The sequence below is a fragment of the Paenibacillus sp. OK076 genome, assembly GCF_900110055.1.
Classification (GTDB): domain Bacteria; phylum Bacillota; class Bacilli; order Paenibacillales; family Paenibacillaceae; genus Paenibacillus.
In genome coordinates this window covers 1,876,478-1,902,459 of the sequence record NZ_FOCH01000001.1, presented here as the reverse complement: position 1 = coordinate 1,902,459, position 25,982 = coordinate 1,876,478, and the positions used below count along the sequence as shown (strand labels likewise).

22 protein-coding genes are annotated in these 25,982 nt (G+C 47.8%); 6 read left to right on the top strand and 16 right to left on the bottom strand.

Annotated elements, in window-relative coordinates:
• Positions 1 to 31: 31 nt before the first annotated feature.
• The 3 genes from BMY78_RS08740 to BMY78_RS08730 form a co-directional block, all read right to left on the bottom strand.
• Positions 32 to 1,186: a type III polyketide synthase gene (locus BMY78_RS08740; RefSeq protein ID WP_090896815.1), complete on the bottom strand. Its 1,155-nt coding sequence runs from the start codon at positions 1,184 to 1,186 to the stop codon at positions 32 to 34.
• A gap of 216 nt (positions 1,187 to 1,402) precedes the next feature.
• Positions 1,403 to 2,023 carry a flavin reductase family protein gene (locus tag BMY78_RS08735; RefSeq protein ID WP_090896812.1) on the bottom strand — a complete coding sequence of 207 codons (621 nt, stop codon included), beginning with the start codon at positions 2,021 to 2,023 and terminating at the stop codon, positions 1,403 to 1,405.
• 161 nt (positions 2,024 to 2,184) lie between these two features.
• Complete coding sequence (locus BMY78_RS08730; protein ID WP_256222018.1) at positions 2,185 to 3,174, bottom strand: iron-hydroxamate ABC transporter substrate-binding protein; 990 nt, start codon at positions 3,172 to 3,174, stop codon at positions 2,185 to 2,187.
• A gap of 261 nt (positions 3,175 to 3,435) precedes the next feature.
• Between BMY78_RS08730 and BMY78_RS08725 the strand changes: the two genes are divergently transcribed.
• Positions 3,436 to 4,032: a hypothetical protein gene (locus tag BMY78_RS08725; RefSeq protein ID WP_090896809.1), complete on the top strand. Its 597-nt coding sequence runs from the start codon at positions 3,436 to 3,438 to the stop codon at positions 4,030 to 4,032.
• Positions 4,033 to 4,172: 140 nt separating this feature from the next.
• Here the strand turns inward: BMY78_RS08725 and BMY78_RS08720 are convergent, their stop codons facing one another.
• Together BMY78_RS08720 and BMY78_RS08715 are read right to left on the bottom strand one after the other, a co-directional pair.
• Positions 4,173 to 5,414, bottom strand: a complete 1,242-nt coding sequence (locus tag BMY78_RS08720) for a multidrug effflux MFS transporter (protein WP_090896806.1) — start codon at positions 5,412 to 5,414, stop codon at positions 4,173 to 4,175.
• 41 nt (positions 5,415 to 5,455) lie between these two features.
• On the bottom strand, positions 5,456 to 6,202 hold the full coding sequence (locus BMY78_RS08715) for a GTP pyrophosphokinase (RefSeq protein WP_090902192.1): 747 nt from the start codon (positions 6,200 to 6,202) through the stop codon (positions 5,456 to 5,458).
• Between the two features lie 370 nt (positions 6,203 to 6,572).
• Between BMY78_RS08715 and BMY78_RS08710 the strand changes: the two genes are divergently transcribed.
• Positions 6,573 to 7,316 (top strand): alpha/beta hydrolase family protein, encoded by a 744-nt coding sequence (locus tag BMY78_RS08710; protein WP_256222016.1) that lies wholly within the window; start codon positions 6,573 to 6,575, stop codon positions 7,314 to 7,316.
• A gap of 134 nt (positions 7,317 to 7,450) precedes the next feature.
• Entirely contained in the window at positions 7,451 to 8,182 is a 732-nt protein-coding gene (locus tag BMY78_RS08705) for a YoaK family protein (protein ID WP_256222015.1), read from the top strand.
• Positions 8,183 to 8,206: 24 nt separating this feature from the next.
• Here BMY78_RS08705 and BMY78_RS08700 read toward each other — a convergent pair whose 3' ends face one another.
• Positions 8,207 to 9,103, bottom strand: coding sequence for a LysR family transcriptional regulator (locus BMY78_RS08700; protein ID WP_090896796.1), 897 nt, complete (start codon positions 9,101 to 9,103; stop codon positions 8,207 to 8,209).
• Between the two features lie 139 nt (positions 9,104 to 9,242).
• Here BMY78_RS08700 and BMY78_RS08695 point away from each other — a divergent pair, with 139 nt between their 5' ends.
• From BMY78_RS08695 to BMY78_RS08685, 3 genes are all read left to right on the top strand, one after another.
• Positions 9,243 to 9,947: an O-methyltransferase gene (locus BMY78_RS08695; RefSeq protein ID WP_090896792.1), complete on the top strand. Its 705-nt coding sequence runs from the start codon at positions 9,243 to 9,245 to the stop codon at positions 9,945 to 9,947.
• 77 nt (positions 9,948 to 10,024) lie between these two features.
• Positions 10,025 to 11,356 (top strand): MFS transporter, encoded by a 1,332-nt coding sequence (locus BMY78_RS08690; protein WP_090896790.1) that lies wholly within the window; start codon positions 10,025 to 10,027, stop codon positions 11,354 to 11,356.
• Positions 11,357 to 11,510: 154 nt separating this feature from the next.
• On the top strand, positions 11,511 to 12,632 hold the full coding sequence (locus BMY78_RS08685; protein WP_256222014.1) for an AbrB family transcriptional regulator: 1,122 nt from the start codon (positions 11,511 to 11,513) through the stop codon (positions 12,630 to 12,632).
• 78 nt (positions 12,633 to 12,710) lie between these two features.
• Here the strand turns inward: BMY78_RS08685 and BMY78_RS08680 are convergent, their stop codons facing one another.
• The 10 genes from BMY78_RS08680 to BMY78_RS08635 form a co-directional block, all read right to left on the bottom strand.
• Entirely contained in the window at positions 12,711 to 12,914 is a 204-nt protein-coding gene (locus BMY78_RS08680) for a hypothetical protein (RefSeq protein WP_090896787.1), read from the bottom strand.
• Positions 12,915 to 12,990: 76 nt separating this feature from the next.
• A complete protein-coding gene (locus tag BMY78_RS08675; protein WP_024631858.1) occupies positions 12,991 to 13,254 on the bottom strand; it encodes a YkgJ family cysteine cluster protein in 264 nt (87 codons plus the stop codon).
• 29 nt (positions 13,255 to 13,283) lie between these two features.
• Positions 13,284 to 14,138 (bottom strand): chemotaxis protein, encoded by an 855-nt coding sequence (locus BMY78_RS08670; protein WP_090896785.1) that lies wholly within the window; start codon positions 14,136 to 14,138, stop codon positions 13,284 to 13,286.
• Positions 14,139 to 14,412: 274 nt separating this feature from the next.
• A complete protein-coding gene (treP, locus tag BMY78_RS08665) occupies positions 14,413 to 16,425 on the bottom strand; it encodes a PTS system trehalose-specific EIIBC component (RefSeq protein ID WP_090896780.1) in 2,013 nt (670 codons plus the stop codon).
• Between the two features lie 29 nt (positions 16,426 to 16,454).
• Positions 16,455 to 18,176: an alpha,alpha-phosphotrehalase gene (gene treC, locus BMY78_RS08660; RefSeq protein ID WP_090896777.1), complete on the bottom strand. Its 1,722-nt coding sequence runs from the start codon at positions 18,174 to 18,176 to the stop codon at positions 16,455 to 16,457.
• A gap of 313 nt (positions 18,177 to 18,489) precedes the next feature.
• Positions 18,490 to 19,842 (bottom strand): C4-dicarboxylate transporter DctA, encoded by a 1,353-nt coding sequence (dctA, locus tag BMY78_RS08655; RefSeq protein WP_090896773.1) that lies wholly within the window; start codon positions 19,840 to 19,842, stop codon positions 18,490 to 18,492.
• A gap of 239 nt (positions 19,843 to 20,081) precedes the next feature.
• Complete coding sequence (locus BMY78_RS08650; protein ID WP_063563389.1) at positions 20,082 to 20,774, bottom strand: metal-dependent hydrolase; 693 nt, start codon at positions 20,772 to 20,774, stop codon at positions 20,082 to 20,084.
• 89 nt (positions 20,775 to 20,863) lie between these two features.
• On the bottom strand, positions 20,864 to 22,555 hold the full coding sequence (locus tag BMY78_RS08645) for a glycoside hydrolase family 13 protein (RefSeq protein WP_090896770.1): 1,692 nt from the start codon (positions 22,553 to 22,555) through the stop codon (positions 20,864 to 20,866).
• A 120-nt stretch (positions 22,556 to 22,675) separates the two neighbouring features.
• Positions 22,676 to 23,134, bottom strand: a complete 459-nt coding sequence (locus tag BMY78_RS08640) for a VanZ family protein (protein WP_090896767.1) — start codon at positions 23,132 to 23,134, stop codon at positions 22,676 to 22,678.
• Between the two features lie 248 nt (positions 23,135 to 23,382).
• Positions 23,383 to 25,815, bottom strand: coding sequence for a glycogen/starch/alpha-glucan phosphorylase (locus BMY78_RS08635; protein WP_090896764.1), 2,433 nt, complete (start codon positions 25,813 to 25,815; stop codon positions 23,383 to 23,385).
• Positions 25,816 to 25,982 lie beyond the last annotated feature (167 nt).

Sequence of the window (25,982 nt, the reverse complement as noted above, 5' to 3'; positions counted from 1 at the left end):
CTCTGCTATCAGATTGGTAATTCCGCTTCTTCTAAATTACGCCTTGATTCACTGGTTCTCTTTCTTCAACGGGGGCAGGAACATAAGTAAAAGGAAGCAATTCCGCTGTCAGTCCCGGTCCAAATGCAAGGGCTATTCCGCTGGAAGCTTCTTTCTTTTTACGATAATCATCGCGGATGGCTTGTAAAACAAACAAAATCGTCACAGAGGATAGATTTCCATAATCCCGTAAAATGTTTCGACTGTAAGCGACCTGTTCATCTGACAGCTGGTACAGCTTCTGTACCGCATCCACAATACCTCTGCCTCCAGGGTGGATCGCCCAGATCTCCGGTAGATCGCTGCCGTTCAGCAATTGTTCAACCTCTGGGCCAAGATGTAAACCGAGCAGCTTCGGAATCTGTGGCGAGAGATACAGATCGAAACCGGTATTTCCCAATTCCCAGATCATCTCTTCCGAACAGTCTGGCAGCAACACGGAATGCCCACTACCCAATCTGAACAGTTCTTTGCCTCCTGTCCCGGACAGGCCCACAACACAGGCAGATGCGCCATCTCCGAAAAAGGACGCTGCGAACAGATCATCTCGCTTGGCGGACGGCTGAAAATGAAGGGTGCACAGCTCTACACATACGATAAGTACCTTAGCATCTTGGTCACTCGTCACAATCGAATTCGCCAACTGTATAGCCTTCAGACCCGCAGCGCATCCCTGGAACACAAGCGGAATCCGGTTAATACGCGGCGATAGTTCAAGCTGCTGAATCAGCCGAACATCTAGACCGGGCAGGAATTGCCCTGTACAACTGACGGTAATGAGATGTGTAATTTCAGAAGTCGAAACGGCGGCATCCTCGAGCGCCTGATGCGCTGCCTGAATTCCAAGTGGAACGGCTGCTTCCTTATATTTGGCCATACGTTCGGCTGTGGTCGGAACGTTATCCGTCTGAGTAAAGGGCAGATAACGGCAAGACTCTACTGGCTCCAGCAGGTTCGGTTCACAGGAATAACGCGTCTCGACACCGCACTGGTTGAATATTCGCTTGGCCCATCGTCTGGAATCCGGCTCATGCTCCAGCGCTTGTGCGAGCCGAGCAGACACATCCTTTTGCTCAATCCGGTGAACAGGCAATGCCGTTCCAATTCCCATGATACTTGCAGTTACGGTTCCATCAAGTGGGTTCATCGGCTCCAACCTCCTTATATATAAAATAGGTTCATGTCACATGTGCAGGATATAGTACAAGTCTATTCGGGGTTTGCCCTCTTTATGTTCACTAAACAAGCAAAGACGGACAACACATGCGAATTCCACACATGATTGTCCGTCTTTTTAAACAACGATACTACTTATATCTTATCCAGACCCATCCTTCAACAGGTCGTTCAGCCTGCTCAGCTGCTACTCCGGCCTGACCACCGTAAATCTCTCGCCAAGTTTGGCATAGTCATTCCCGGCCAGCCTGCTAATTGGTTTCAACTGATCCATTAATATATATTTGGTGGTAGGATCATACACGTTCTCACTGAAATGGTATTGTACAATACGAACCAGAAGCAGATCACTCACAGGTTCTCCCTCATCATTCGATATCGGAATATGCTGATACAACTTACATTCCATGCGAATGAGTGCTTCCTGTATTGCTGGTACGGAGACCACAGTACTTGGTACAGTCGTCAGATTTGTCCGTTCCAGCTCACTTTCGTGGGGCTCCAGCATGGCAGCCGTCTCGTTCATGTCAAGAGCGATCGATTCATCACAAATATGTACCACGAGTTCTTTCCTCGAAAGCACATTGCGAGCCGTATCTTTCATAACACCGTTCTTGCGTGCAATAGATATGGATAATATCGGCGGATCAGAGCTGACTACATTAAAAAAACTAAAAGGCGCTGCATTAATGACGCTGCCATCATGTGAAAGAGTTGTCACAAATGCGATGGGGCGTGGCACCACCGACCCACTCATCAATTTATAGTTATCTCTGCCCGTCAATGCTCGCGGGTCCAAAGTATGCATCATAAGTTATCCCCTTCCGTGATCGTGAAACGAAACTCATCTCTCACGAGCTTCGCTTCATTTTAATATTATATATCGTAAAATGGTGAAATCACAAAAAAACTCCCTGGTGCTCATCGCACCAAGGAGTATTAAACATTCGGATTCGTATTTGATATTGTTTATTTTACAATACTTTTCTGAATGTCTTCCATAATTTGAAGGTTCGCTTGAACACCGCTATACAACCAGCTTCTCGAACGGGTAAATTCGAACAAGTTACCGTTTTTCACTGCCGGGATGCTTTGCCATACCGGATCTTTCAGTGCTTCTGAACCCGTACCTTCATCACTATTCACAAAGAACAAGTAGTCTGCATCCATTTCCGCCAATTTTTCCAGCGAGATGGAGGACCAGTTACCTGTCGCATTGGCAGAGATTTCTTTCACCACTTCGGGCTCAGCAAGTCCCAATTCCTTGTACATCACTTCACCACTGGATACATTGTCACTTACGATAAAGAATTTGCCGCTTACCAACCAGATAGCCGCTGCCGATTTCGTTCCACCTGTAACCGTGTTGATTTTTTCCTTGATTTCTGCGGCTTTCACTTCGTAATCATCCAGCGCTTTTTGTGCTTCATCGCCTTTATTCAGAATTTCGCCGATTTTCAGCAGGGTTTTGCGCCAATCGCTATTGATCTCATCGCCAAGTACATAAGTAGGCGCGATCTTGCTGTATTGAGCGTATTTCTCGCCTTCAACCACACTTTCGGAACCGATAATAATCAGATCCGGGTTGAAGCTTGTGACCGCTTCGAAAGGAAGATCGAAGGCAATCGTCGGAATGCCGTCCAGATCTTTTTGCAGATACTCCTGGATTCCATTGGCTACGGACCATTGGGCAACTGGCTTCACGCCAAGTGTAACCAGATTATCTTCCAGATACGAAGCGATGATCCGCTCCGGATTTGCAGGAATTTTCACTTCGTGACCCATTGCATCTGTCAATGTACGTTCTGTCGGAGCTTCTGTCTGTGTCTGCGTTGCTGTATTGTTCTCTCCTGCTGCTGTACCGTTGTCTGCTGGCTTCGATCCACATGCTGCCAGCCAGATGGACATGACCATTACGGTGATCAGAAGCATGATCATTTTTTTATTGTTCTTAAACAAGTGACTATCCCCTTTCAAGATGAACACCTCAATGGATTGAGCTGTTATGACAGACTTAGACGTTTATACATTATTCATGCATATAATACCGGTATGTACTTTTGTCCAATTCCATTGACAATGATAATTGTTATCAACGAAGTTGTCAATGCAGCTTTTGCCTTTTAAGGACGAATGGCTCCTTCAGTCGAACAATTCACATTTAGGCGGATGCCGCCATATGCTGATTCCATAATACGACGACAGGAAGGATGTTCGTACATGGATTACGCATATAACTCAGGTTATGGAGAAGATCGCTCCTATCAGCTCCCGCCGCTGTTCCCAGGAGGCGCTCCTGGCGGTCAGCCCGCTCCAGGAATTCCCGGAGGACCCGGTTCTTATCCCCCATTCATTCCCGGCGTTCCAGGCGGAGGCACAGGGGGGCAACCTCCCTACTTCCCTGGGGGTGTCCCTGGCACGGCACCGGGTCCACCCGCACAGCTATCACAAGGCAATCTGCCTGCCTTGCTTAGTGCCTACCCTCGTCCAGTGGGTCAGCCCCCTGCAGAGATGATTTTCCTGTATAACCTGATCAAAAGCAGCCCGGGCCTTCTACCGCTATTTATCCAACAACAGCCACAGAATCTGACCCAAGCTGTGCAATTTGCCCAATCAGGAGTAGCAACGCCTCGTGATCCTGAGCAACGTGTACTGCAAAATTTCTGTTACAACCGTTGGTCTCTCGTATTCACGTACAATGACCTTTACTTAATGTGGCCATCCACCAATCTGTTCGGTTTTGTCATCGGTTACTTCTATCCGTTCCTGACTCCAGGTATCCTGCTTAATACACAGATTTTGTTTGCTCTCTGCTAAATCGCGTTCACATATAGAACAAGCGCCCCAAATGAAGGAACGAGCCTTCCAATTGGAGCGCTTTTTGGGATTTACATTTTTTCTTAGTGTTATTGTCAGCCAGTCTTTTTTTCTAATCAGTGCCACCACGCAAAACCAATTCACGCCAGCTGCTGTTTCCCCTGACGTTTCCCTCTCTTGCTTTTGCCTACCATTACAACATAAATCAGCAATGCACCCAGATCCGCACAAGCGATGACAATGCCCATTGGTACAGCTGTGCCTTCTCCTCCAAGACCCACAAGTGGAGCAACAATACCGCCGAACAGGAACGTCATCACTCCAATAAGTGCTGATGCACTGCCTGCTGATTTCTCCTGATTGGCCATCGCCAGTGCAAAGGAAGCCGTATTAACCAGACCCACACTGGATACCACGAGAAATAACGGGATCAGGACCGAAATCAGATTACCTCCTGCCAGAATGGCGATGAGCAGAGATGTTCCTCCCAGAGCAGCAGTTATCAGTCCTGCGCTCAACAGACGAGTTTCAGATACTTTACCCGCAAGTCTTCCGGCGATCTGACTTGCCAAAATGATACCGAGACCGTTAATGGCGAAGCAGACACTGAACATTTGCGGGGAGATGCCATATATTTTCTGAAGCACAAACGGCGAACCTGATATGTAGGCAAACATGCCAGCAGATACAAAACCTTGAGTTAAGGCGTAACCCATGAACAGACGATCCCCTGCGATTTGGCGGAATGTAACCAGCGTCTGCTTCAGTCCTCCGCTGGATCGTCGTTCTGCAGGCAGTGTCTCCCCTAGACCAACCACAACAGCAACTAAAGTCAAAATACCAATGATACTCAGCAAAATAAATACACCGCGCCACGACGTATATGCAAGCAGTTGCCCGCCGATAATTGGTGCAGCAATCGGTGCAACCCCGTTAATCAGCATTAAGAGGGAGAAGAAACGTGTTAGCTCCGGCCCGGAATACACATCCCTCACCACTGCGCGCGAGATAACGATTCCCGCTGCTCCCGCTGCCCCCTGAATGAAACGCAGCACAACAAAAGAGCCCATCGTAGGGCTGACCAGGCAGAGTATGGAAGCGATCGTATAGAGAATAAGACCCGCAATAAGAGGCGTACGACGACCACGCACATCACTTAGAGGTCCAGCCAGCAGCTGCCCTGCGGCCAGTCCGACCATACATGCCGTTAGACTGAGCTGGGCATAAGAAGTGGATGATTGAAATTCATCGGCCAGTGTGGGCAGTGCTGGCAAATACATATCCAGGGACAGCGGCCCAAAGGCCGACAGTGTCCCTAAAATCAATGCCATACGTACACGGGATGTAGAATTGGTGCTTAATGAAGCTGGTGAGCTTTTCATATGAATAATATATTCCTTTCCCTGCGGTAGTTCACGTTTCCTTATTGTTCCCCGTTTCCTAACAGCTTGAGCAGGTTGGAAGGCAGTGTAAACTGTTGATTGTTAATGATAATCCGGCGCAATTCTTCTTCATCACGCTCGTTCTCGGCGTCCTTGATCTCCTGAATCTCCCGGTGCAATCTCTCCATTTGCTGATCCAGTGCGTTGGCAGAGTCTGCTGCACTTTTCAGTTCTTTGGTTAAACGCTCGGGAACATCCTTATTGTATTTATAAAAGATTTTATGCTCCAGGCTCGCCCAGAAATCCATCGCAATCGTACGAATCTGAATTTCCACACACGCCCGTTCTTCTCCATTAGACATATATACAGGCACCTCAACCAGAAGATGAAGGCTTTGGTAACCGTTTGGCTTCGGATTCTGGATATAATCTTTCACTTCCAGCACGCGCAGGTCACTTTGGTTGCACAGCATATCCTTAATCCGGTAGATATCGGAGATAAAGGAGCAGGTAATCCGTACACCGGCGATATCCTTAATATTTTTCTTGATACTTTCAAAGGTTAACTCGTGATTTTTACGGAACATCTTGTTCATAATGCTCTCAGGTGACTTTAATCGGGATTTCGTATGTTCGATCGGGCTGTAATCATGCAGGGACTGAAATTCTTCCTTCAGCACCTCAATTTTGGTCTCCATTTGATCCAAAGCAAATTTATAGATCATCATAAATCTCGTAATTTCATATTTAAATTTCTTGAATTGATCAATCGGATGTGGAGCGTTCATCATGGTTTTCTTCCTTTCTTCGTACACACTAAAGTTAGTTTTTATAAATAAGAGGACAGAGGTCAATCCACATGTCTCCTGAACCATTATAAATCATATGGAGCCAAGAAACGAATTTCTCGCACCGAACGGCTGTTGCTGGTTGAAAGGTATGGGAACATCGTTTAGGCGCATCCTAAAGAAGAATCATGCTCAATTAGCACGCTATTCCCGTTGAAAGAGGTCGATTCCCCTGCTCTATCATGTGACGTATGCGTCCGATGCGCTTCGGGTAAAAGGCTATTTATGCCTGCCTGACGGCTGCTCCTTACCCGCCTTCTCACCGTTAGAAAACACCCATAGTAACTCTGGCTTCCAAAGATTAGCCGTAATGCAAGAATCCATGCAACTGCAACAGCTCGCAAGCCGCTACCCTCCTGTAGAAACACACACCATGGACGGTATTGCTGTACGTTGGCCGGTTCTGATCTATTGCCGCGGCGGACTGGGCAACTATGGTGGGGTAAATACCGCTTGGCTGGAGCAATTTGTCCACAAAGGTTATATCGTGTTCGCTCCATCATATCGTGGTAACGAGGGTGGCGAAGGACGCGACGAGTATGGCGGTCGAGATGTAGAGGATGTACATGCAGCTTACCGGCTTGTGCAAGAGTGGCCCTTTGCCAATACAAAGCGAATTTCAATAATGGGATTTTCGCGTGGAGCCATTAATGCCGTACAGACAGCAACGACCTACAATGAAGGACCTACGCAGGTACATAAACTCGTGCTTTGGAGCGGTGTCGCCGATGTGGAACGCACCTATCATGAACGAACCGACTTGAGACGTACTTTGAAAAGGGTGCTTGGCGGTTCACCGCGTTCAGTTCCGGAAGCTTATCTTGCCCGTTCCCCCTTGTCGAAGGCACACAAACTTCATTGTCCTGTGCTGATCATGCACGGCACGTCTGATACGCAGGTGAATTACAGTCATGGAACCCGGATGTATCATTGGCTGAAACGCAGAGGTGCCAACGTTACGTTTCACGCTTATGGGGGACAGGATCATCGTTTTCAGGAGAGGATGCATGAGGCGGCAGTGAACAATATGTTTGACTGGCTTGCAGCACCTTAGCTTCAAGGTAGGGACGATTTATACCTGTTTGCTGAAAAGGAAAATTTGCATTTGATCATGAGCTTCATTTTGAAGAATCACGCGTTGTGGATGTATACTGGAGGGGTTACGTTTTTGGGAAAGGACGGATGATCATGAAACAAAATACCCTCCAAAAGTACGCGATGCTGCTGCTATGCATGTCTGCCGGAATGGTCGATGTGATCGGATACCTGGGACTGGGGCATGTGCTTACAGCCAATATGACAGGTAATATTGTGCTTCTGGGGATCGCGATTGCCCGTGCTCAGGAGTTTGTTGTGCTGCGTGCACTCCTCGCCCTCATTGGTTTTATTGCCGGAAATGCCATCGCTGCACACATGATTGGACATGTGCAGACGAAAAATGGCTGGTCTTCCCGGGTCACCGCCGTGTTCACTGTAGAAAGTATATTGCTTCTGCTCTTTGCATTCGCCATGATCAGTCCTTATTCGGAACAACTATCCTATCTGCTGATTGCCATGCTGTCCACAGCTATGGGGATGCAAACGACTGCGGCACGCCGCATTGGAATTGCCGGTATCTCGACGACCGTGCTCACCAATAATCTGGCCGCCGTGGTTGAGGATGCGGTAAGCATTCTTCAGCGACTGCGACACGCCAATATCCGCTCGCTGGTCAAAGCGCTATCAGCAGATGCCTACCTTCGTGCTGGTGCCGTTGTAATCTATTTGGGCGGCGTTATTCTAGCTGCGATGTTGTTCCACCACGTACCCATGATGGCAGTCTGGATACCTGTTCTGATCGTTGGTGGAGTCACCCTTTTCGCACGGTTATACTCCAGAGGAACAACCAAAGCAGCGTCGACGGATGACTTTCAAAGTTAGCTCTCATGTAATTCCCCAAATATTTCATTTCATTACTGATGCTTCCTGTCTGATGAGTTCAACCAGATGCTGTGCAGCTGGAGATAACACTTCCCCTGCTCGTGTACATACGGCTACCGTGTTTTTCAACTGTACACCTCGAACGAATACACGTGCCAGTCTGCCTTGCTGCACATCTTCCTTTACGACCAGAGAAGAAATAAAGTTGGCCCCATAACCTGCCTTCACCGCACTAATCGTTTCGTTCAACCCATTAAACTGAAGCGCAATACGGGGTGCGGCCAGGTTATTAGTTGTGCAAAGAGACACGAGACGCTCTCGTGTAGCGCTTCCTTCTTCACGCATAATGAAGGGCTCCGCCACCATCTCCCGAAGCTCAATTTCCTTTCCCGCATACGGATGATCGGGATGTACTACAAACCACATTTCATCTTCAAACAATTCGTCCCAATGGATACCTGAATGTGTAATGCCACTTCCACCATAAACCGCAATCTCGGCCTCATAACGCAGCAGTTGGTCAAAAGCCATCCGGGTATTGGTTGTGCTCACAACCAGCTCCACATCCTCATGCATTTGCTTGAAGCGGGCAATCCAGCCCGGCAGCAGAAAATTCGAGGGCAAATAGGTAGCGGTAAGACGAATCAGACCTTTTTTGCCTGCCCGAAAATCCTGCACAAAGTTCTCGACATCCTGCTCCAGCATGAACAGACGTTCCGCGTAGCCTGTTAATTGCATTCCAGCATCGGTAAGAACCAGTCTTCTCCCCTCCGAAGCAAATAGTTGAATGCCCAACTCCCGCTCAAACTTCTTCACCTGAGAGGATACCGCTGGCTGGCTAATGTTGAGTTCTTCCGCCGCCCGCGTGACTCCCCCATATCTCACGATGGCATGAAACAATCGTAATCCGTGCAAATTCAACCGCTGCACCTTCTTTACTTGAAGTTATATAATCTAAACTTATATTAACATACATAATATATATTTTATTTATGTATCTGTTCACTTTATAGTTGAAGTATGAAATCCAATACAGGCAATTGGAAAGGAACAGATAACGATGAACAATGTGAATGGTTCTACTCAACAGCAAACCTGGACTCAAGTCGACGATTATTTGAACGCCTTATTAATCCCCTCGGATTCCCTGCTGGAGCAGGCCCTACGTACCAATGTAGAAGCCGGCTTGCCTGCTCATGATGTAACGCCTAATCAAGGGAAATTGCTTCAGCTCCTGCTTCAAATACAGGGCGCAACACGTGTGCTGGAAATCGGGACGCTTGGCGGATACAGTACGATCTGGATGGCCAGAGCCCTTCCCGAACACGGACATATTGTCACACTGGAAGCAGATCCACGCCATGCAGAGATGGCACAAGCCAACCTCACGCGTGCAGGACTTATGCACAAGGTTGACCTTCGAGTTGGTCCTGCCCTGACTACCCTTCCCGACGTTCAGGAAGAGTACAGAGAGCCCTTTGATTTTATCTTCATCGATGCTGACAAACCGAGTAATCCAGACTATTTGCGTTGGGCGCTGCGTCTGGCACGTCCAGGAAGTCTGATTATTGGCGACAACATCGTCAGGGACGGTGAAGTTATCAATGCAGACAGTACGGACAACAGGGTTAAGGGCGTTCAGTCTTTCCTGAAATTAATTGCAGATAACCCGCGTCTTGAAGCTACCGCACTGCAAACTGTAGGCAGTAAAGGCTACGATGGATTCGTGATTGCCCGAGTGCTGGAATCCCCTACTGTAAAATAAACAGTGGTCAATTCTTCCGCAAATCCCCCATTCCTGTTAAACTAAAATTACTGCACAGGCAGACTGGGGGAAACCACTTGAGACTTCTACAACAGATTCATGCTGAAATTCGGGGCTGGTCCCGCAATATTCAATTGTTTTTTCTGGCAAGCATCTTGTATCAGATCGGAAATGGCATGTTCTCTGTCTTGTACAATCTGTACATTCAGGGTCTCGGCTACAATGATACAATGAACGGCCAGATTGTAAGTATTCAATCACTTGCGACAGCGATTATGTTTGTTCCTATTGGACTATGCGGCGATTTCTTCAGCCGGAAGCGGCTGCTGATTACCGGCGCATTGTTCAGTGGAATCTTTCTGATTGGCCGTTCCTTCGATTATTCTGCCAGCGGACTGATCTGGTTTGCTGTATTTTCAGGACTTTTCGCTGGCGTATTTCAGGTACTGGCCATTCCCTTCCTCGCTGAGAATGTGAAGAAAAGTCAACGACTGAAGATGTTCAGCTACTACTCTTCCCTCGTACTCGCTTCTCAGGTACTCGGCAGCTTGGGTGGTGGCGTTTTTGCAGACCTGCTTCATACGGCTGGTCTTGCCAAAGTCACTGGATTGCAGACGGTATTATTCGTAGGTGGGGCAGCTACACTGGTTGCGTTTATTCCGATGTTGTTTGTATCCGAGGATAAGAAGGCACCACAAGCGGATACTCCGGCGCAACCTGTCACTGAATCTGCAACATCTGCAACGGATGGCAAACAGGGTGTCGTTCATTCCTCAGAACAAGGCAGCAAGAACGATACTCTAAGCCAAAAGAAAGATTCCCGTTTGATCGGTCAATTTGTCATAACCCAATTATTAATCGGGTTTGGCTCCGGACTGGTTGTGCCTTATTTGAATCTGTATTTCACCAACCGTTTTTCGGTATCCTTAAGTGCCATGAGTCTGCTCATTTCATTGGGTCAGATCATGACCATTGTATCAATGCTGATTGGACCTACACTTGCTGCTAAGGTGGGAAGTGTTCGAGCGGTCGTCATATTTCAGGTCATGTCACTGCCCTTCCTGCTGTTGACCGGCTTCACAAATCTGCTGCTCATCGCTTCGGTGAGTTTCTTATTCAGACAAGCGCTGATGAATGCAGCCAACCCGATTCAATCCGCCATTCTGGTGGACAGAGTATCGGACAAACGCCGAGGAATCGCCAATTCACTGATGCAGACCGCCTTTATGATTGGGTGGGCTACGATGGGACCCGTTCAATCCTATCTCGTGACCACTTATGGCACGTATTGGGGTTACGCGATCACGTTCAGCATTACAGGCAGTTTATACGTGATTTCCTCGCTGATGTACTATATGATGTTCAAAGAACCGAAGCCTTCTGCCCGTGTTCTCGCGGCGAACAGATAAATGATAACCATTCAGCAGGACAGTGGATGAATCAGCTCCCTGTCCTGCTTCGTAATGAGCCAATCACCGTCCAAGGATCAATCATTGTATCTTATCATCAGGAGTGATCTTACATGTACTTCAATCTACCTCATGCAGCCGAAAGACAACGCGGATGGAACTGATGCACAAGCTCGGTTCCCACATTGTCTTTCGTTTTTTTCTAAGTTTAGGTGTCTCTGTTCTTGGCGGGTTACTATTTACAGTAATACATACCCCCATCCCTTGGCTTCTTGGCCCGATGATTTTTATGCTGGTTGGTTCACAGATTGCCAAGCTGCCGCTCGTGTGGCCCACTTCCATTCGAGACTACGGTATTCTAATCGTGGGTTACTCTATCGGATTAACACTGACGGAAGAAGCGCTGCAAGGCATTTTGCACCAGCTGCCTATGATGCTGCTCATGACCCTGCTCTTAATCGGATTATGTACATTAACCGCTTATGCTGCTTCAAAGCTGACAGACTTTGACTTCCCCTCCCTGCTGGTTGGCAGCATTCCTGGCGGACTGTCCCAGATGGTCTCCCTTGCGGATGAGATGAAATCCATCAATCTGACGCTCGTTACTTTTTTGCAGGTCACGCGGCTGATCATGATTGTATTCTGTGCTCCGTTCCTGCTGTTCAGTCCATGGATCGGCGGAACGACAGGTGGAGGCACGGATCAGCCAATGATCGAGATAGCAACTTGGGCAGCACTCTTTCCCGAAATCTTGCTCTATGCCCCGCTCTGTGTCGCTGGTGCATGGTTTGCACGCAAGCTTCGGTTTCCGACAGCATTTATGCTTGGACCCATGATCGTCATGTGTGTTATTCAATTAAGCACAACGATGCACACACCCAATCTGCCGTCGTCCCTGCTTAATATTTCGCAATTGATGATTGGCAGTCATGTGGGTCTGATGCTTCGTCCTCAGCAGCTGCAACGCAAGATGCAGACCGTAACAATCGCAATCACGAGCAGTGTTCTCCTCATTGCAGGTTCGCTTGGCTTGAGTTATATATTAACGAAGATGTTCTCCCTCTCGGCGGCTACATCATTGCTGAGCATGGCACCTGGCGGAATGGACCAGATGAGCATCATGGCCCATGAAGTCCATGCCAACCTATCGGTGGTGTCCGGATATCAGTTGTTTCGCATCTTATTTATATTCTTTATCGTCTCTTCACTTCTTAAGATGATTCTCATGCATATGTTGAGGAAAAAAGATGCGATTACCCGCTCTTCGATCACGTAAATAATAAGTAGACATAGCAAAGAGAGTATCCGCCTGATTTCCAACCTGCGGATACTCTCTTTTATGTGTATACTCAAGTTATGAATAAACCCGACTATACATCCAGCTTACAATGCCTACGGTTACAACTGCCGTCCCAATAATAAATGCATAATAGCCAAGTTTGCTTTTTGCCCCTGATGTCTGCTTGTCATAGAAGTCTGAGTTTCGCCTGTAGAATCCCATCCACAGTTCTCCAATCATATTCACAACGATCATTACAAACCGTTTGGCAAGTTCCATTCATCCCATACCCCTTTCTTATCTCAAACCCCTTCCATATTAAGTATAATTATCCTTTTCCCTTAAAACAACTCTGTCACGCTGAACTCGGTGCAGTTTCCTGCTCCAGCCAGCTCAATCGTTCAAATGCCTCCTGATCCGTGCTGCCACACATCTCTTCCGAAGCCTGCAATCCGCTGCATACAGCAGGGCGCTCTTTCTGACCAAAGATTCCGCAGCGATTGTCCTCCGTCAGCTGCACACAGCGCACACCTGCCGGCTTACCGTCAGCCATTCCGGGTATCGGCGATGAGATCGAAATTGCAATACAGCATGCGGCACAGCCTGTCCTGCATTCCATAATTATCGTCCTCCTTCCATTTCCCGTATTTAACCTGATCCACGATTCACCCACGTCCACGTTCGCGCCAAACCTTGTGCAATTCTGCGATTCATAGCTCCATTCGAGAAATATCCGCCATGACTCAACGGATTCCAGCTCCCGATTACACCGCCAGAGTTAATTTCCACGTCTTCGTTGACCGCTGCCTCATAGGCCGGATCAATAGGTCGCAGCGGGTAACCCAGAATATCATCCCGATCATAGAAATTAATCCATTCCCCTTCCAGCCCAGGAAAGTACTGCCCTGCCAACGGTGAAGGAACCTGAATCGGTCGGCTAAAATCATTGTAACGTAAGCTCCATAATGGTAACGTCGTTCCAAAGGAATAAAAGTTCGTTAAGGTATCACCCCGTTCCAATGCGGAAGTAACATCCACGATGGAAGGTGTGCGACTAGACGGATATTGCAGATCATAGAAAAAATTACTTGCAATCACCGCGCCCAAACTATGTGCAATGATACAGAGTGGAGCTTCTGGCCCATTCCGCTGTGCAAGTGCGTGCATCGCCCGATTCAGCGTATAATGTACCGCATCATAGTTATGCCCTTGATTTTCCACAGGTTGATACGCGACGGCATCAGCCAGATAATGTATAACAAATCGACGCAGCACTTGATAGTTCAATCCCTGAGAGCTGACAAGCTGCTGAAACAGCGCCTCTTCCCGATCCTCAAATACGTCAGCCCAAAATACGGGCTCAATATCCAGCATCTGTTTGGCTGCTCCCGGCAACACCATAACCTGATCCAATTCCTTATGCAAACGCGAAATCAGTGTATCCGCATAATTTTCCTTTTGCATACCCAGACCATGAATGACCATTACCGCAACACGAGTCATGGCTCTCCTCCTCCGTCCATTGACTAGCCACTCTCTTTGAACCATATGAACTTCTCAACGTGAACATGCATAGTCCTGATGAACATGCTTTCCGATCGCTGTGAACATGAGACTTTGCCACATACATTCTAGATACAGTTTACCACGATATAAATAAAAAAAAACGAGCTGCATCAAGGTCACCCTACACAAATTGGCATGCGTTCAGCTTGATCTCGGTATCAGGATGAAAAAAGAAGCTGCGAATATCGCAGCTCCCCATTTGTTCGTCAATTTAGCCTTTCAAATGAATCTTAAGCACACCGTTCTGGTTGGATGTTACATCACCAGTAGTGACCTCCACTCGATCAACCATGTCCTGACCGTCCGGAATAATGATTGGCGTAATGAGCGGATAGCCCGCAGCTTCAATCACTTTACGGTCGAATTCAAGCAACGTTTGCCCGGCTCTTACCTTCTCTCCAGCTTCAACGTGCATGTTAAAACCTTCGCCTTTGAGTGATACCGTATTGATCCCGACATGAATCAGAATCTGCAATCCACTCGCGTGCTCAAGAATGACAGCGTGTTTGCTCTTGATGACATGGGCAACCTGAGCGTCAAACGGGGCAACGACCTGATTGCCAGAAGGTTCAATGGCAACCCCTTCACCCATTTGTTTCTCTGCAAATGCCGGATCAGGTACTTGCTCCAGTGGAACAGCTGTACCCGTTAATGGTGCCATGATTTCCAGTGTATTCACAGGCTCATACGCCACCTGAGCAGCACTGCGTGTGCGTGGCTCTGCAACTGCATTTGTTGTAGTTGTGCCAGAAGCTGATTTCGCTGTAGGCGTTTGACCACCAGCTACAGTAGCTTGATCTGCGTTGCGGTCTTCTTTTCTCAACTTCGCTCTTCCGAAAATAACAGTCAGTACAAACGGAACAACCAGTACAATCGCCATACCGATGAAGAATACTCCCCATTTGTTCGGGAAAATGGACAGGAATCCAGGTACCCCACCTACACCGATAGAGGTGGCCTGAACATTATTTATCGTGAGCAGTACACCGCCGATCGCAGAACCGACCATCCCGAAGATAAACGGATAACGATAACGGATATTCACCCCGAAGATCGCCGGCTCGGTTACCCCGAGGAAGGCCGAGACGGATGAAGTTGCCGCAAGTCCTCTCATTTTCTTCTCACGAAGCACAAGCATCATGGCAAGTGCGGCAGAACCTTGCGCGATATTGGACAGTGCCAGCATCGGCCACAGGAACGTTCCGCCCTGGCTACCAATCAACTGTACGTCTACCGCCAGGAACGTGTGGTGCATTCCTGTAATAACGAGCAATGCGTACAGTCCACCGTAGATCAGACCGCCCAGAGCCGCGTACGAATCGTATATATAGATCAAGCCGGATGTAATTCCATTCGCAATGGCAAACGTAACCGGACCAATGATTGTAAATGCCAGGAAGCCGGTAATCAATAAAGTGACAGGTGCAACAACCAGCAATTTGATCGAATCATGCACCCTTTTGTTCAGGAAAATCTCCAGCTTGGCAAGCAGATAGGCTGATACCAATACCGGCAGAACCTGCCCCTGATAACCGATCTTCTCAATATGCCAGCCGAACAGATTCCACGTAGGCACGGTGCCTTCGTTGACTGCATTGGCGTAGCCATAAGCACTCAGCAGATCGGGATGTACTAGGATCAGACCAAGGACAATCCCGAGCAACGGACTGCCGCCGAACCTTGTTACCGCGGACCAACCAATTAACGCAGGCAGGAAGGTAAAGGCTGTGCTCGCGATGGTATTAATAATAGATGCGAGGTCCTTCCATGCCGGATATACATCCACCAATGATTTTCCATCAAAGAATATGCCTGGTCCTGTCAGAATGTTATTAATACCGAGCAAGAGACCGGCCGTGATGATGGCTGGCAGGATCGGGATGAAGATGTCCGATAGCGTTTTGATCGCACGCTGGATCGGGTTCTGCTTTTTACCCGCAACGGCCTTCACGTCATCCTTGGAAGCGCGTTCGCCTCCGGTAATCTGAATCATTTCATCATACACTTTATCCACAAGCCCAGGTCCGATAACTACCTGGAATTGTCCTTGAGAGGAGAACTGGCCTTTGACCAGATCGTTCTGTTCCAGACTTGCTGTATCTACTTTACTTTCGTCGTACAGGGCGAACCGGAGGCGTGTGACACAATGCGTTGCAGCTTCAATATTTTCTTTGCCGCCGACCGCGCGTACGATCTCCTCAACCTGTTTTTTATCCATTGCCATATTGTCACTTCCCATTTATATAATGTGAATTAGTCCTGTTGCGGTACAAGCCACATATAGGATGAATACGGGCTCAGGGAGATTACTTGCTCGACTGCAGGCGATACCTCCGTATTGCCAATCAGCAGCTCTGCGGATTTACCCGCAATGTGGTCATTCCAGACGGCCTCCGAGAAAGCAAAAGTTACGTCCCGCTTGCTAAAGTTGGACACGACAAGCAACGTTTCGCTTCCATTGGTCCGGGCGTAGGCGAATACATCCGGATGTGCATCGTCCAAACGTTCATACAGACCGTCGGTCAGCACACGAACCTGTTTGCGCAGAGCAATCAGCTTGCGATAATGATAATAGATTGAATTCGGGTCAGCCATCTGCTGAGCCACATGAATCGACGGATATCGTTCATCCACTTTGATCCACGGTGTACCTGTTGTAAATCCGGCATTCTCGCTTCCATCCCATTGCATCGGTGTCCGGGAATTGTCCCGGGAACGCTCTTTCACAATTTGGAATGCTTCCTCGGCGGATTTGCCCCGTTCTTCCTGAAGCAGTCGGTACATATTGGTCGATTCAATATCACGGAACTCGCTAACGTCGTTCCAGACCGGATTCGGCATCCCGATCTCTTCACCCTGGTATACGTAAGGTGTTCCCTGCATGCCATGAATGGTCGTAGCAAGCATTTTGGCACTCTCCGCACGATAATCGCCATCATCAGCGAAACGAGACAACGCCCGCGGTTGATCATGGTTGTTCAGGAACAACGCATTCCATCCGCCACCTGCCTGCATACCTGTCTGCCACTCACTAAAGAGTTGTTTCATCGCTTCAAAATCGTAAGGCATCAGTTCCCACTTCTGTCCATTCGGATAATCCACTTTCAGATGGTGGAAGTTAAACGTCATGGAGAATTCCCGGGAAGCAGGGTTCGAATATTTGATACAGTGCTCCAGTGTAGTGGAGGACATCTCCCCAACCGTTACCATATTGTGTGGACCAAACACCTCTTCATACATCTCTGTAATGTACTCATGCACACGCGGTCCATCGGTGTAGAACTTGCGTCCGTCGCCTGGGGAAACGCTACCATCATCGTCGGGGAAACGCTGGTCCTTGGAGATCAGATTGATGACGTCCATACGGAAACCATCTACACCCTTCTCTGCCCAGAACTTGATCATGTCTCGTACTTCCTGGCGTACCTGCTCGTTCTCCCAATTCAAATCAGCCTGTGTTTTGTCAAACAACGTCAGGAAATATTGTCCTGTCTGCTCATCATACTGCCATGCAGGTCCGCCGAACTTGGATTGCCAGTTATTCGGCACACCGCCGTCCGGAGCAGGGTCCTTCCAAATATAATAATCGCGATACGGATTATCCTTGGAAGAACGCGATTGCTGGAACCACTCATGATCCGTAGAAGAGTGATTCACCACGATATCAATCATCAGCTTCATGTCACGTGCCTTCAGACCTTTAAGCAGTTCGTCAAAATCCTCCGTCGTACCAAAATCCGGATTAATCCGATAATAGTCCGCCACATCGTAACCGTTATCATGCTGTGGTGAGACATATACGGGCTGCAGCCACACGATATCAATACCGAGGTGCTGCAAGTAATCCAGCTTTTCGGTCAATCCCCGAATGTCTCCGGTACCCGATCCAGTTGTATCGTTGAAACTCTTGGGATATACCTGATACACCGTGGAAGTCTTCCACCACGATGATGAAGTTGTGTTGGTTGAACTCATGTTAACGCCTCCAATAAATTGTATTGCTTATGTGGTTCTCTTGGCCTAACTTCATTTATATATTACATAACTAAACATGTATATACAAGTTGAAACTTCAATATGCTATCTTTTTCCTCTTCTACACATTCCCCATTAATGATTCCTCTGTAACAATTATTTTGCTGCTTACGTTCGTAAACACCATGATATCTGTATCTGAAACGAAAAAAACCGTCTGTTCCCCCATGATTTCATGAGGATAAACAGACGGTTTAAATGTATAGAAATGATGAGTTAAAAATTCATACGAAGCTCGTTCACTTCCTGTTTCTTACAACATGTCCGTCGAAACCATTCCTTTCCCCTGTTCCCTTTTGTTCAACTTCACCGAGGACAAGGACGCTTGTTCTTCTCTCTCCAGCTCTTCGGCACTAATCTCCCCGGAAAGCACAGCCCGCATGCGTTTTTGGTCCAACAGCCCTTCCCATTTCGCAACTACAAATGCCGCAACACAGTTGCCCATCAAATTCGTAAATACTCGCATCGTATCCATGAAGCGATCCGCACCGAGCAGTAAGGCAACAGCTGCTACCGGGAATGCATTCAGGGCCGCTGCTGTAGCAGACAAAGCTAGGAATGCGGAGCCAGGTACACCCGCCATACCTTTGGAGCTAAGCATTAATACCAGTAAAATCGTAATCTCTTGTCCAAGTGTCAGATCAATGCCAACCGCTTGAGCCAGAAAAACGGTCGCCAGCGACAGGTAGATCGAGGCTCCGTCCAGATTGAACGAGTACCCTGTTGGAACCACGAGACCGACGACAGCACGATCACAGCCTGCTTTGGTCAACTTGTCCATCATGCGGGGCATAACAACTTCCGAGGAACCTGTGCCAATCGCCAGCATCACTTCGGAACGTGTATATTTTACAAATTGCAAAAAGTTCAGCCCTGTAATCCACCAGCCAGCCAGTGCAAGCATCACCAGAAACAGTAATGCTGCTCCGTAACAGGCAATAATCAGCAAACCGAAAGAGGAAAGTGTAGATGCCCCATACGCTCCAACGGTGTACGCCATGGCTCCGAAGGCTCCGATGGGTGCCAGTTTCATAATGTACCCAATAATGCGGAACAAGATGCCCAATACATTTTCAATCAGCATCAGCACATTCTCCTTCGCCTTACTTTCCGATGCTGCCAAGGCTGTCCCGAACAAACAGGCAACGAGCAGCACTTGCAGCAATGCATTTTGTGCAAAGGCATCTACAATACTTGTTGGAATAATGTTCATGATAAAGTCGACGACATGCGGCAGTTCAGAGCCATTGGTTTTGGCTTCGATCCCACTTGCATCAAGGGTCGAGGGGTCCACGTTCATGCTTGCACCCGGACGAAGCAGGTTGGCTGTGCCGAGTCCAAGGACCAGAGCAACCGTCGTTGCGATTTCGAACCATAGAATGGCTTTGAACCCAATCCGTCCAACTGATTTCAGATCACCGATTTTGGCTATGCCTGTCACGATCACCATAAAGATTAATGGAGCAATGATCATTTTGATCAGCTTGATAAAACCTGTTCCGAGCGGCTGCAGCAGACTGCCCAGATCAGGCCACAGAATGCCTACACCAATCCCGATGATAACCGCTACAATGATTTGAAAAAACAATGATTTCACAAATGACATGAACGCTCCCCCTGTTTTTCGGTCAATTCGGATTTCCGTTTGGTTTCCGTGTAATTTTTTATAACATTGCAGCAGAACTTCAACAATGGGATTTCAAGGTTTTTGTCATGCGGACCAACTATGGCGTACTAAATTGAACTTAAAACCGAAAAAAGACGAATATCACGTCAGTTATGTTGACGTGATATTCGTCTTTAGCTTTGTATTGCTTTTATGATTGAACAGTGATTAATAGAGCATTACAGGGTTAGGGATTGTCCCGGTGCCAGCACACGGCCTTCCAGACCTTTGGAAGCAAGCTGCTCCACAAACTTCTCGGCATCCTGACGAATCACGGGGAACGTATCATAATGCACCGGAATCGTCAGCTTCGCATTGAACCATTCAGCGGCTTGCAAAGCATCCTCCGGTCCCATGGTGAAATGTCCACCAATAGGCAGTAGTGCTACGTCGATATCATGACGGTCACCAATCATTTTCATATCACCGAACAAGCTAGTGTCACCGGCATGCAAAATGGTTTTGCCACCAATGTTAATAATATATCCTGCAGGCAATCCTGCGTACATGATCCGTTGTTCCTCTTCCAGCACAATTCCGGACGTATGGAAAGCCTGAATCATTTTGGCTTGCGCAAAGCCTAGATCCACCGTTCCACCCATGTTCATACCAAGGGTGTCCAGTCCTTTCCATGACATATATGTAGCCAGTTCCACAATCGCAACCACCTTGGCATTGTTAGCCTTGGCGATCGGTTCAGCATCCAAAATGTGATCCATATGTGCATGTGTCAGTAAAACGGCATCGGTCTTGATGTCTTCCGGTTTGGTGACAGCAAGTTCATTGCCACGCAGGAAAGGATCAATGATTAACGACTTCTCTTCTGTGCCCAGTTGTACACTGGAGTGTCCGTGGTAAGTAATATTCAGCAACTTGGTATCCTCCTGACATATGCGTTCGTTTGGTTTGATTTTCAACCTATATTATAATTCAAAACTCTTCGCCAAAGCAAAATGACGCCTCATCGCTGCATTCGGTAAACTCGTGCTTCGTAAGGCTGAAGAAGAATCGCTCCCTTATCGGTGGAATAACGTCTGCTTACATTGCTGATGACCGTCTTGGCATTTTCTTGATTCCATCCCTCAGGCCATTCCATCTCCGGCTCATGTTCACGGAAATTCAGAATAACGAGCATCTGCTCATCATCCAGCGTTCGGGTATAGGCATAGATATCGGGATCATCCGGCAAAAGCAGCTCATATGCCCCATAGATGAGTACTTTATGTTGTTTGCGAAGTGCGATCAGTTTACGGTAATAATGCAAAATGGACTGGGGATCACGTTCGGCATCCTCCACATTAATCTCAGGATAATTCGCATTCACCTGAATCCATGGCTCACCATCGGTAAATCCGGCATGTTTCGTATCATCCCACTGCATCGGTGTACGGGCATTATCACGACTCTTGCGCCAGATTGCTTGCATGACTTCATGCTTCGCTCGCCCCTGACCGATATGATGCCGATAATAATTCATTGTCTCAATATCCCGATAATCCTCAATATCAGGAAAAGCAACATTGGTCATGCCGATCTCTTCCCCTTGATAAATATAAGGCGTACCCTCCAAAGTGAGCATCCACGTAGCCAGCATCTGGGCAGAGCGCACCCTGTACTTTCCATCATCACCGAAACGGGATACCGGACGCGGCTGGTCATGATTGCCCATGTAATTGGCATTCCAGCCTCTGTCATGCAGCACGGTTTGCCAGTTGCTCATAATTTCTTTCAGCTCGGGCAGCTTCCACTCCCGATAGTTCCATTTGCCGATTCCGGATGATTGAGCGTCCACAAACATATGCTCAAACTGGAATACCATATTGAGCTCATTCCGATCTGTCCCAACATAGGCCAGCGCCTGTTCCGGTCCAAGCCCGGAAGTCTCTCCAACAGTCATTGGACCATAAGGCTTCAGGATCATGTCGTTAAGTTTGTTCAGAATCGAATGGACCTGCTCGAGGTTGGAAAAAAGCTGATACGCAGGAACAACCGGCAGATTATCCGGATTATGTGCGCTGGGTAACCCATCCGCCTTGGCGATATGCGCCACCGCATCGAAACGGAAACCATCCACCCCCTTTTCCAACCACCAATGCACCATCTCATACATCTCTTCTGCCATCTGTGCATTGTTCCAATTCAGGTCAGGCTGGTGTTCCGTATAAAGATGCAAATAATATTCATTCGTCTCCGGATCATGCTTCCACACAGAACCCCCAAAGTAGGACTCCCAGTTGTTTGGAACCTGACCATTTTTACCTGAACGCCAAATATAATAATCCCGTTTCGGATTCACTTTCGATGAACGTGACTCGGCAAACCACGCATGTTCATCCGACGTATGATTCAGCACCAGATCCATCATGATCTTGAGACCACGCTTGTGTGCTTCCGCCAGCAAACGGTCAAAATCCTCCATCGTCCCATATTTGCGCAAAATGGAGTAATAATCTCGGATATCATATCCGTTATCATGACCAGGTGAATCGTAAATAGGACAGATCCAAATGACATCCACACCCAGATCAGTCAAATAATCGAGCTTGTCATATATCCCCTGCAAGTCACCCTGACCGTCTCCATCCGAATCTTTGAAGCTGTTGGGATAGATCTGGTACACCACACTCTCTTTCCACCAAACGATATAGACCACCTCGCTTTCATCACTCTTTACTATATAACCCGTTAGTATGTTTTATCCGAAATGTGCCTCTTATAAACAGAAAAGATCCATGAACACCAAAAGACCCGATCATTGACCGCTATTCGCAGTTCATTTTCGAGTCCTTCTCTGTGGGTATATGATTAAGGCAAATCCTACGTATCCAATCCAGGCACCCACCGTATTCAAAATAATGTCATCGACATCAAACGAACCCACACGGGTAATCAATTGTGTAATCTCAACAGCAAACAAAAGTAAGATGACAATTCCTGTAAATGGTAAAAACCTCCGGCACCTGCGGAATAACCAGGGAATCCATATCCCAAGCGGGATGAACAAGACAATATTCCCAAACAGGTTTTTCACCCAGGCTTCCGTGGAGTATCTGTTCTTTTCAAAAAGCAGGGGCTTGATAGTTTCTAATGGTACCAGATTATATTGATAATTCACGCCAGGCGTTCTCTCGCTGACAAAGAGCAAGTTACCCATAATCAACACATATAACCATGCCATACATGCGACGATTGTGAGCATCCACCTGGTGTGAAGCCACGAACGTTCGTTCATTTTCTCATATCCTCCGACCTTTTTTCCGTGGAGAGCGGTATGGTCTATTTTAAAGGGATATCCATCTTCATGTCCAGCTGCTCAGGCGTGGACTTCCATACAATTCTGAATCAGACTATTCTGTTACAACTCTCAACATACCAAAATCCCCTTGTGCAACAAGGAGCGATCTCTGATGAAGGTATATGAACCCGACAGAGATCAATCTAGTGTACAAGGGGATTATTTCATTGTTAAACCATAATTATTTAACCTTTCCAGTGTCCGGATACCGGATGAATACCCCAGATGTCCGTCGCATATTCACTGATGGTGCGATCACTGGAGAAAATGCCAGAGTGAGCGGCATTCAGCACCGCCTTGCGTGTCCAGCCCGATACATCGCGGTAGGCCGAATCAATGGCAGCATGTGCATCGGCATAGGCAGCAAAGTCACGTAACACAAAGTACTCGTCACCATGGGCCAGCAAGGAATCATAGATATCCCAGAATTCACCATCACGCTCACAGAACGCTCCCGGATGCACCAGCTGCTCCACAACCTCGCGAATCCGTTCATCCTGCTGCACAATCTCACTCGGCCGATAACTGCCAGAGCGGTAATATTCAAGCACTTCGTCTGCACTCAGACCAAAGATAAACATATTGTCTTGACCGACCTGCTCCGCCATCTCGACATTTGCGCCGTCCATGGTACCAATGGTTAATGCTCCGTTCATCATGAACTTCATGTTCCCCGTACCGGAGGCTTCCTTGCCTGCGGTTGAAATCTGTTCGCTGACGTCTGCGGCTGGGATGATTTTCTCTGCAAGAGAGACTGAATAGTTTTCCAGGAAAAATACCTGCAGGCGATCTTTCACGGCCGCATCGCGGTTGACTGTATCTGCCACCGTGTTAATCAACTTGATAATTTTTTTGGCAAAATAATAACTCGGCGCTGCCTTTGCTCCAAAAATGAACGTACGTGGCACGATATCAAACGAAGCATCGCTCTTGAGACGGTTATACAAATGCATAACATGCAGAATGTTCAGCAGCTGCCGTTTGTACCCATGCAGCCTTTTCACCTGTACATCAAAGATGGAATCCGGATTGACAGCCCTTCCGGTATGATCCAGGATGTACGCGGCCAGTCGCTCCTTATTATTACGTTTAATGGAATGGAAGTGCTGCTGGAATGAAGCATCGTCTGCAACGCCTACCAGCTCATTCAGTCTGCCTGGCTCCCTAATCCACTCACTTCCAATCGTATCGGTGATCAGAGTCGACAACTTCGGATTGGCATGCATCAGCCAGCGGCGATGGGTAATGCCATTGGTTTTGTTATTGAAGCGCTCCGGATAGAGTGCATAGAACGGAGCCATCTCCCGTTCCTTCAATATTTCGGTATGCAATGCCGCGACACCGTTGACGCTATGACTGCCCACAATCGCCAGATGAGCCATCCGCACCTGATCGTTCGCCACAATCGCCAGATGCTGAATACGATCCGGGTCTCCGGGATACCGTTCGAGCAGCATGCCGCAGAAACGTTTGTTGATCTCTTCAATAATCATGTAAATGCGTGGCAGCAGCTTGCTGATCATGGCCACAGGCCACTTTTCAAGCGCCTCACTTAGCGTTGTATGGTTGGTGTACGATACGGTGCGGGTCGTGATATCCCACGCTTCATCCCATCCATAACCTTTGACATCGATCAGAATACGCATCAGTTCGGGAATCACGAGTGTTGGATGCGTATCATTAATATGGAACGCCACTTTATCCGGCAATCGATCATACGAAAGCTCAAGCTTGTTAAATGTACGCAAAGCACTCTGTACGCCTGCGGAACACATGAAATATTGCTGCTTCAGACGAAGCAGCTTGCCCTCGTATTGGGAATCATCCGGATACAAAAACTCCGAGATCGATTCTACCGAACGGCTGTAATCCAGATATCCGTAATAGTTCGAAGGGGTATCGAGCGATGTCTCCCGTTTGGGCTCCGCACTCCACAATCGCAAGGTATTTACATGGGGCTGGCCATAAGCAATCACAGGCACATCATATGGTACAGCTACAACGGATTCGGCATCTTTCGTGACAAATTGATAATGTCCATCCTGTTCATAGGCTTCCACACGGCCCCAGAACTGCACTTCCACCTTTTTGTCCGGACGGCGCACTTCCCATTCATTGCCCTTCTCGAGCCAATTATCGGGTAGCTCCACCTGATTGCCGTTAATAATTTTCTGCTCAAACAAGCCATATTTATATCGGATTCCGCATCCATGTCCTGCATAACCGAGGGAAGCCAGTGAATCCAGAAAACAGGCTGCGAGTCTTCCCAGACCTCCGTTGCCGAGCCCTGCGTCCGCCTCCTGTTCTTCCACTTCTTCCAAAGAGAAGCCCAATTCAGCCAGACTGTCACGAACGAGTTCCAATTCATTCACATTTAACAGGTTGTTGCCGAGCAGACGTCCAATCAGGAATTCCAGCGAGAAGTAATAGACCTGTTTATCCTGGCGCTGCTTAAACCCCTGATTCGACGCCGCCCAATCCTGACCCGCGTATTCGCGAATCATGCTTCCAAGTACGTGATAGACATCCTCCTGCGTTGCTTCTGCTAATGGTTTGCCCAATTTGCTGACCAGATTGCGTCTAAAAATACTCTTGAACGTTTCCTTGTTGTCAAACAAAAGAAGGTTCCTCCCGGTGAAATCCTGTAGGATGGTGGCGGTTCATACACTCAAGTGCTCAATGTTCTGCAAAGTGGCCGTTACGGGTACGAATCGTTCTTTCGATCGCTGTTATCCCTGTATTTTCTTTATTCTATTATTCAGATGTGAAAATACAGTGATAAAGG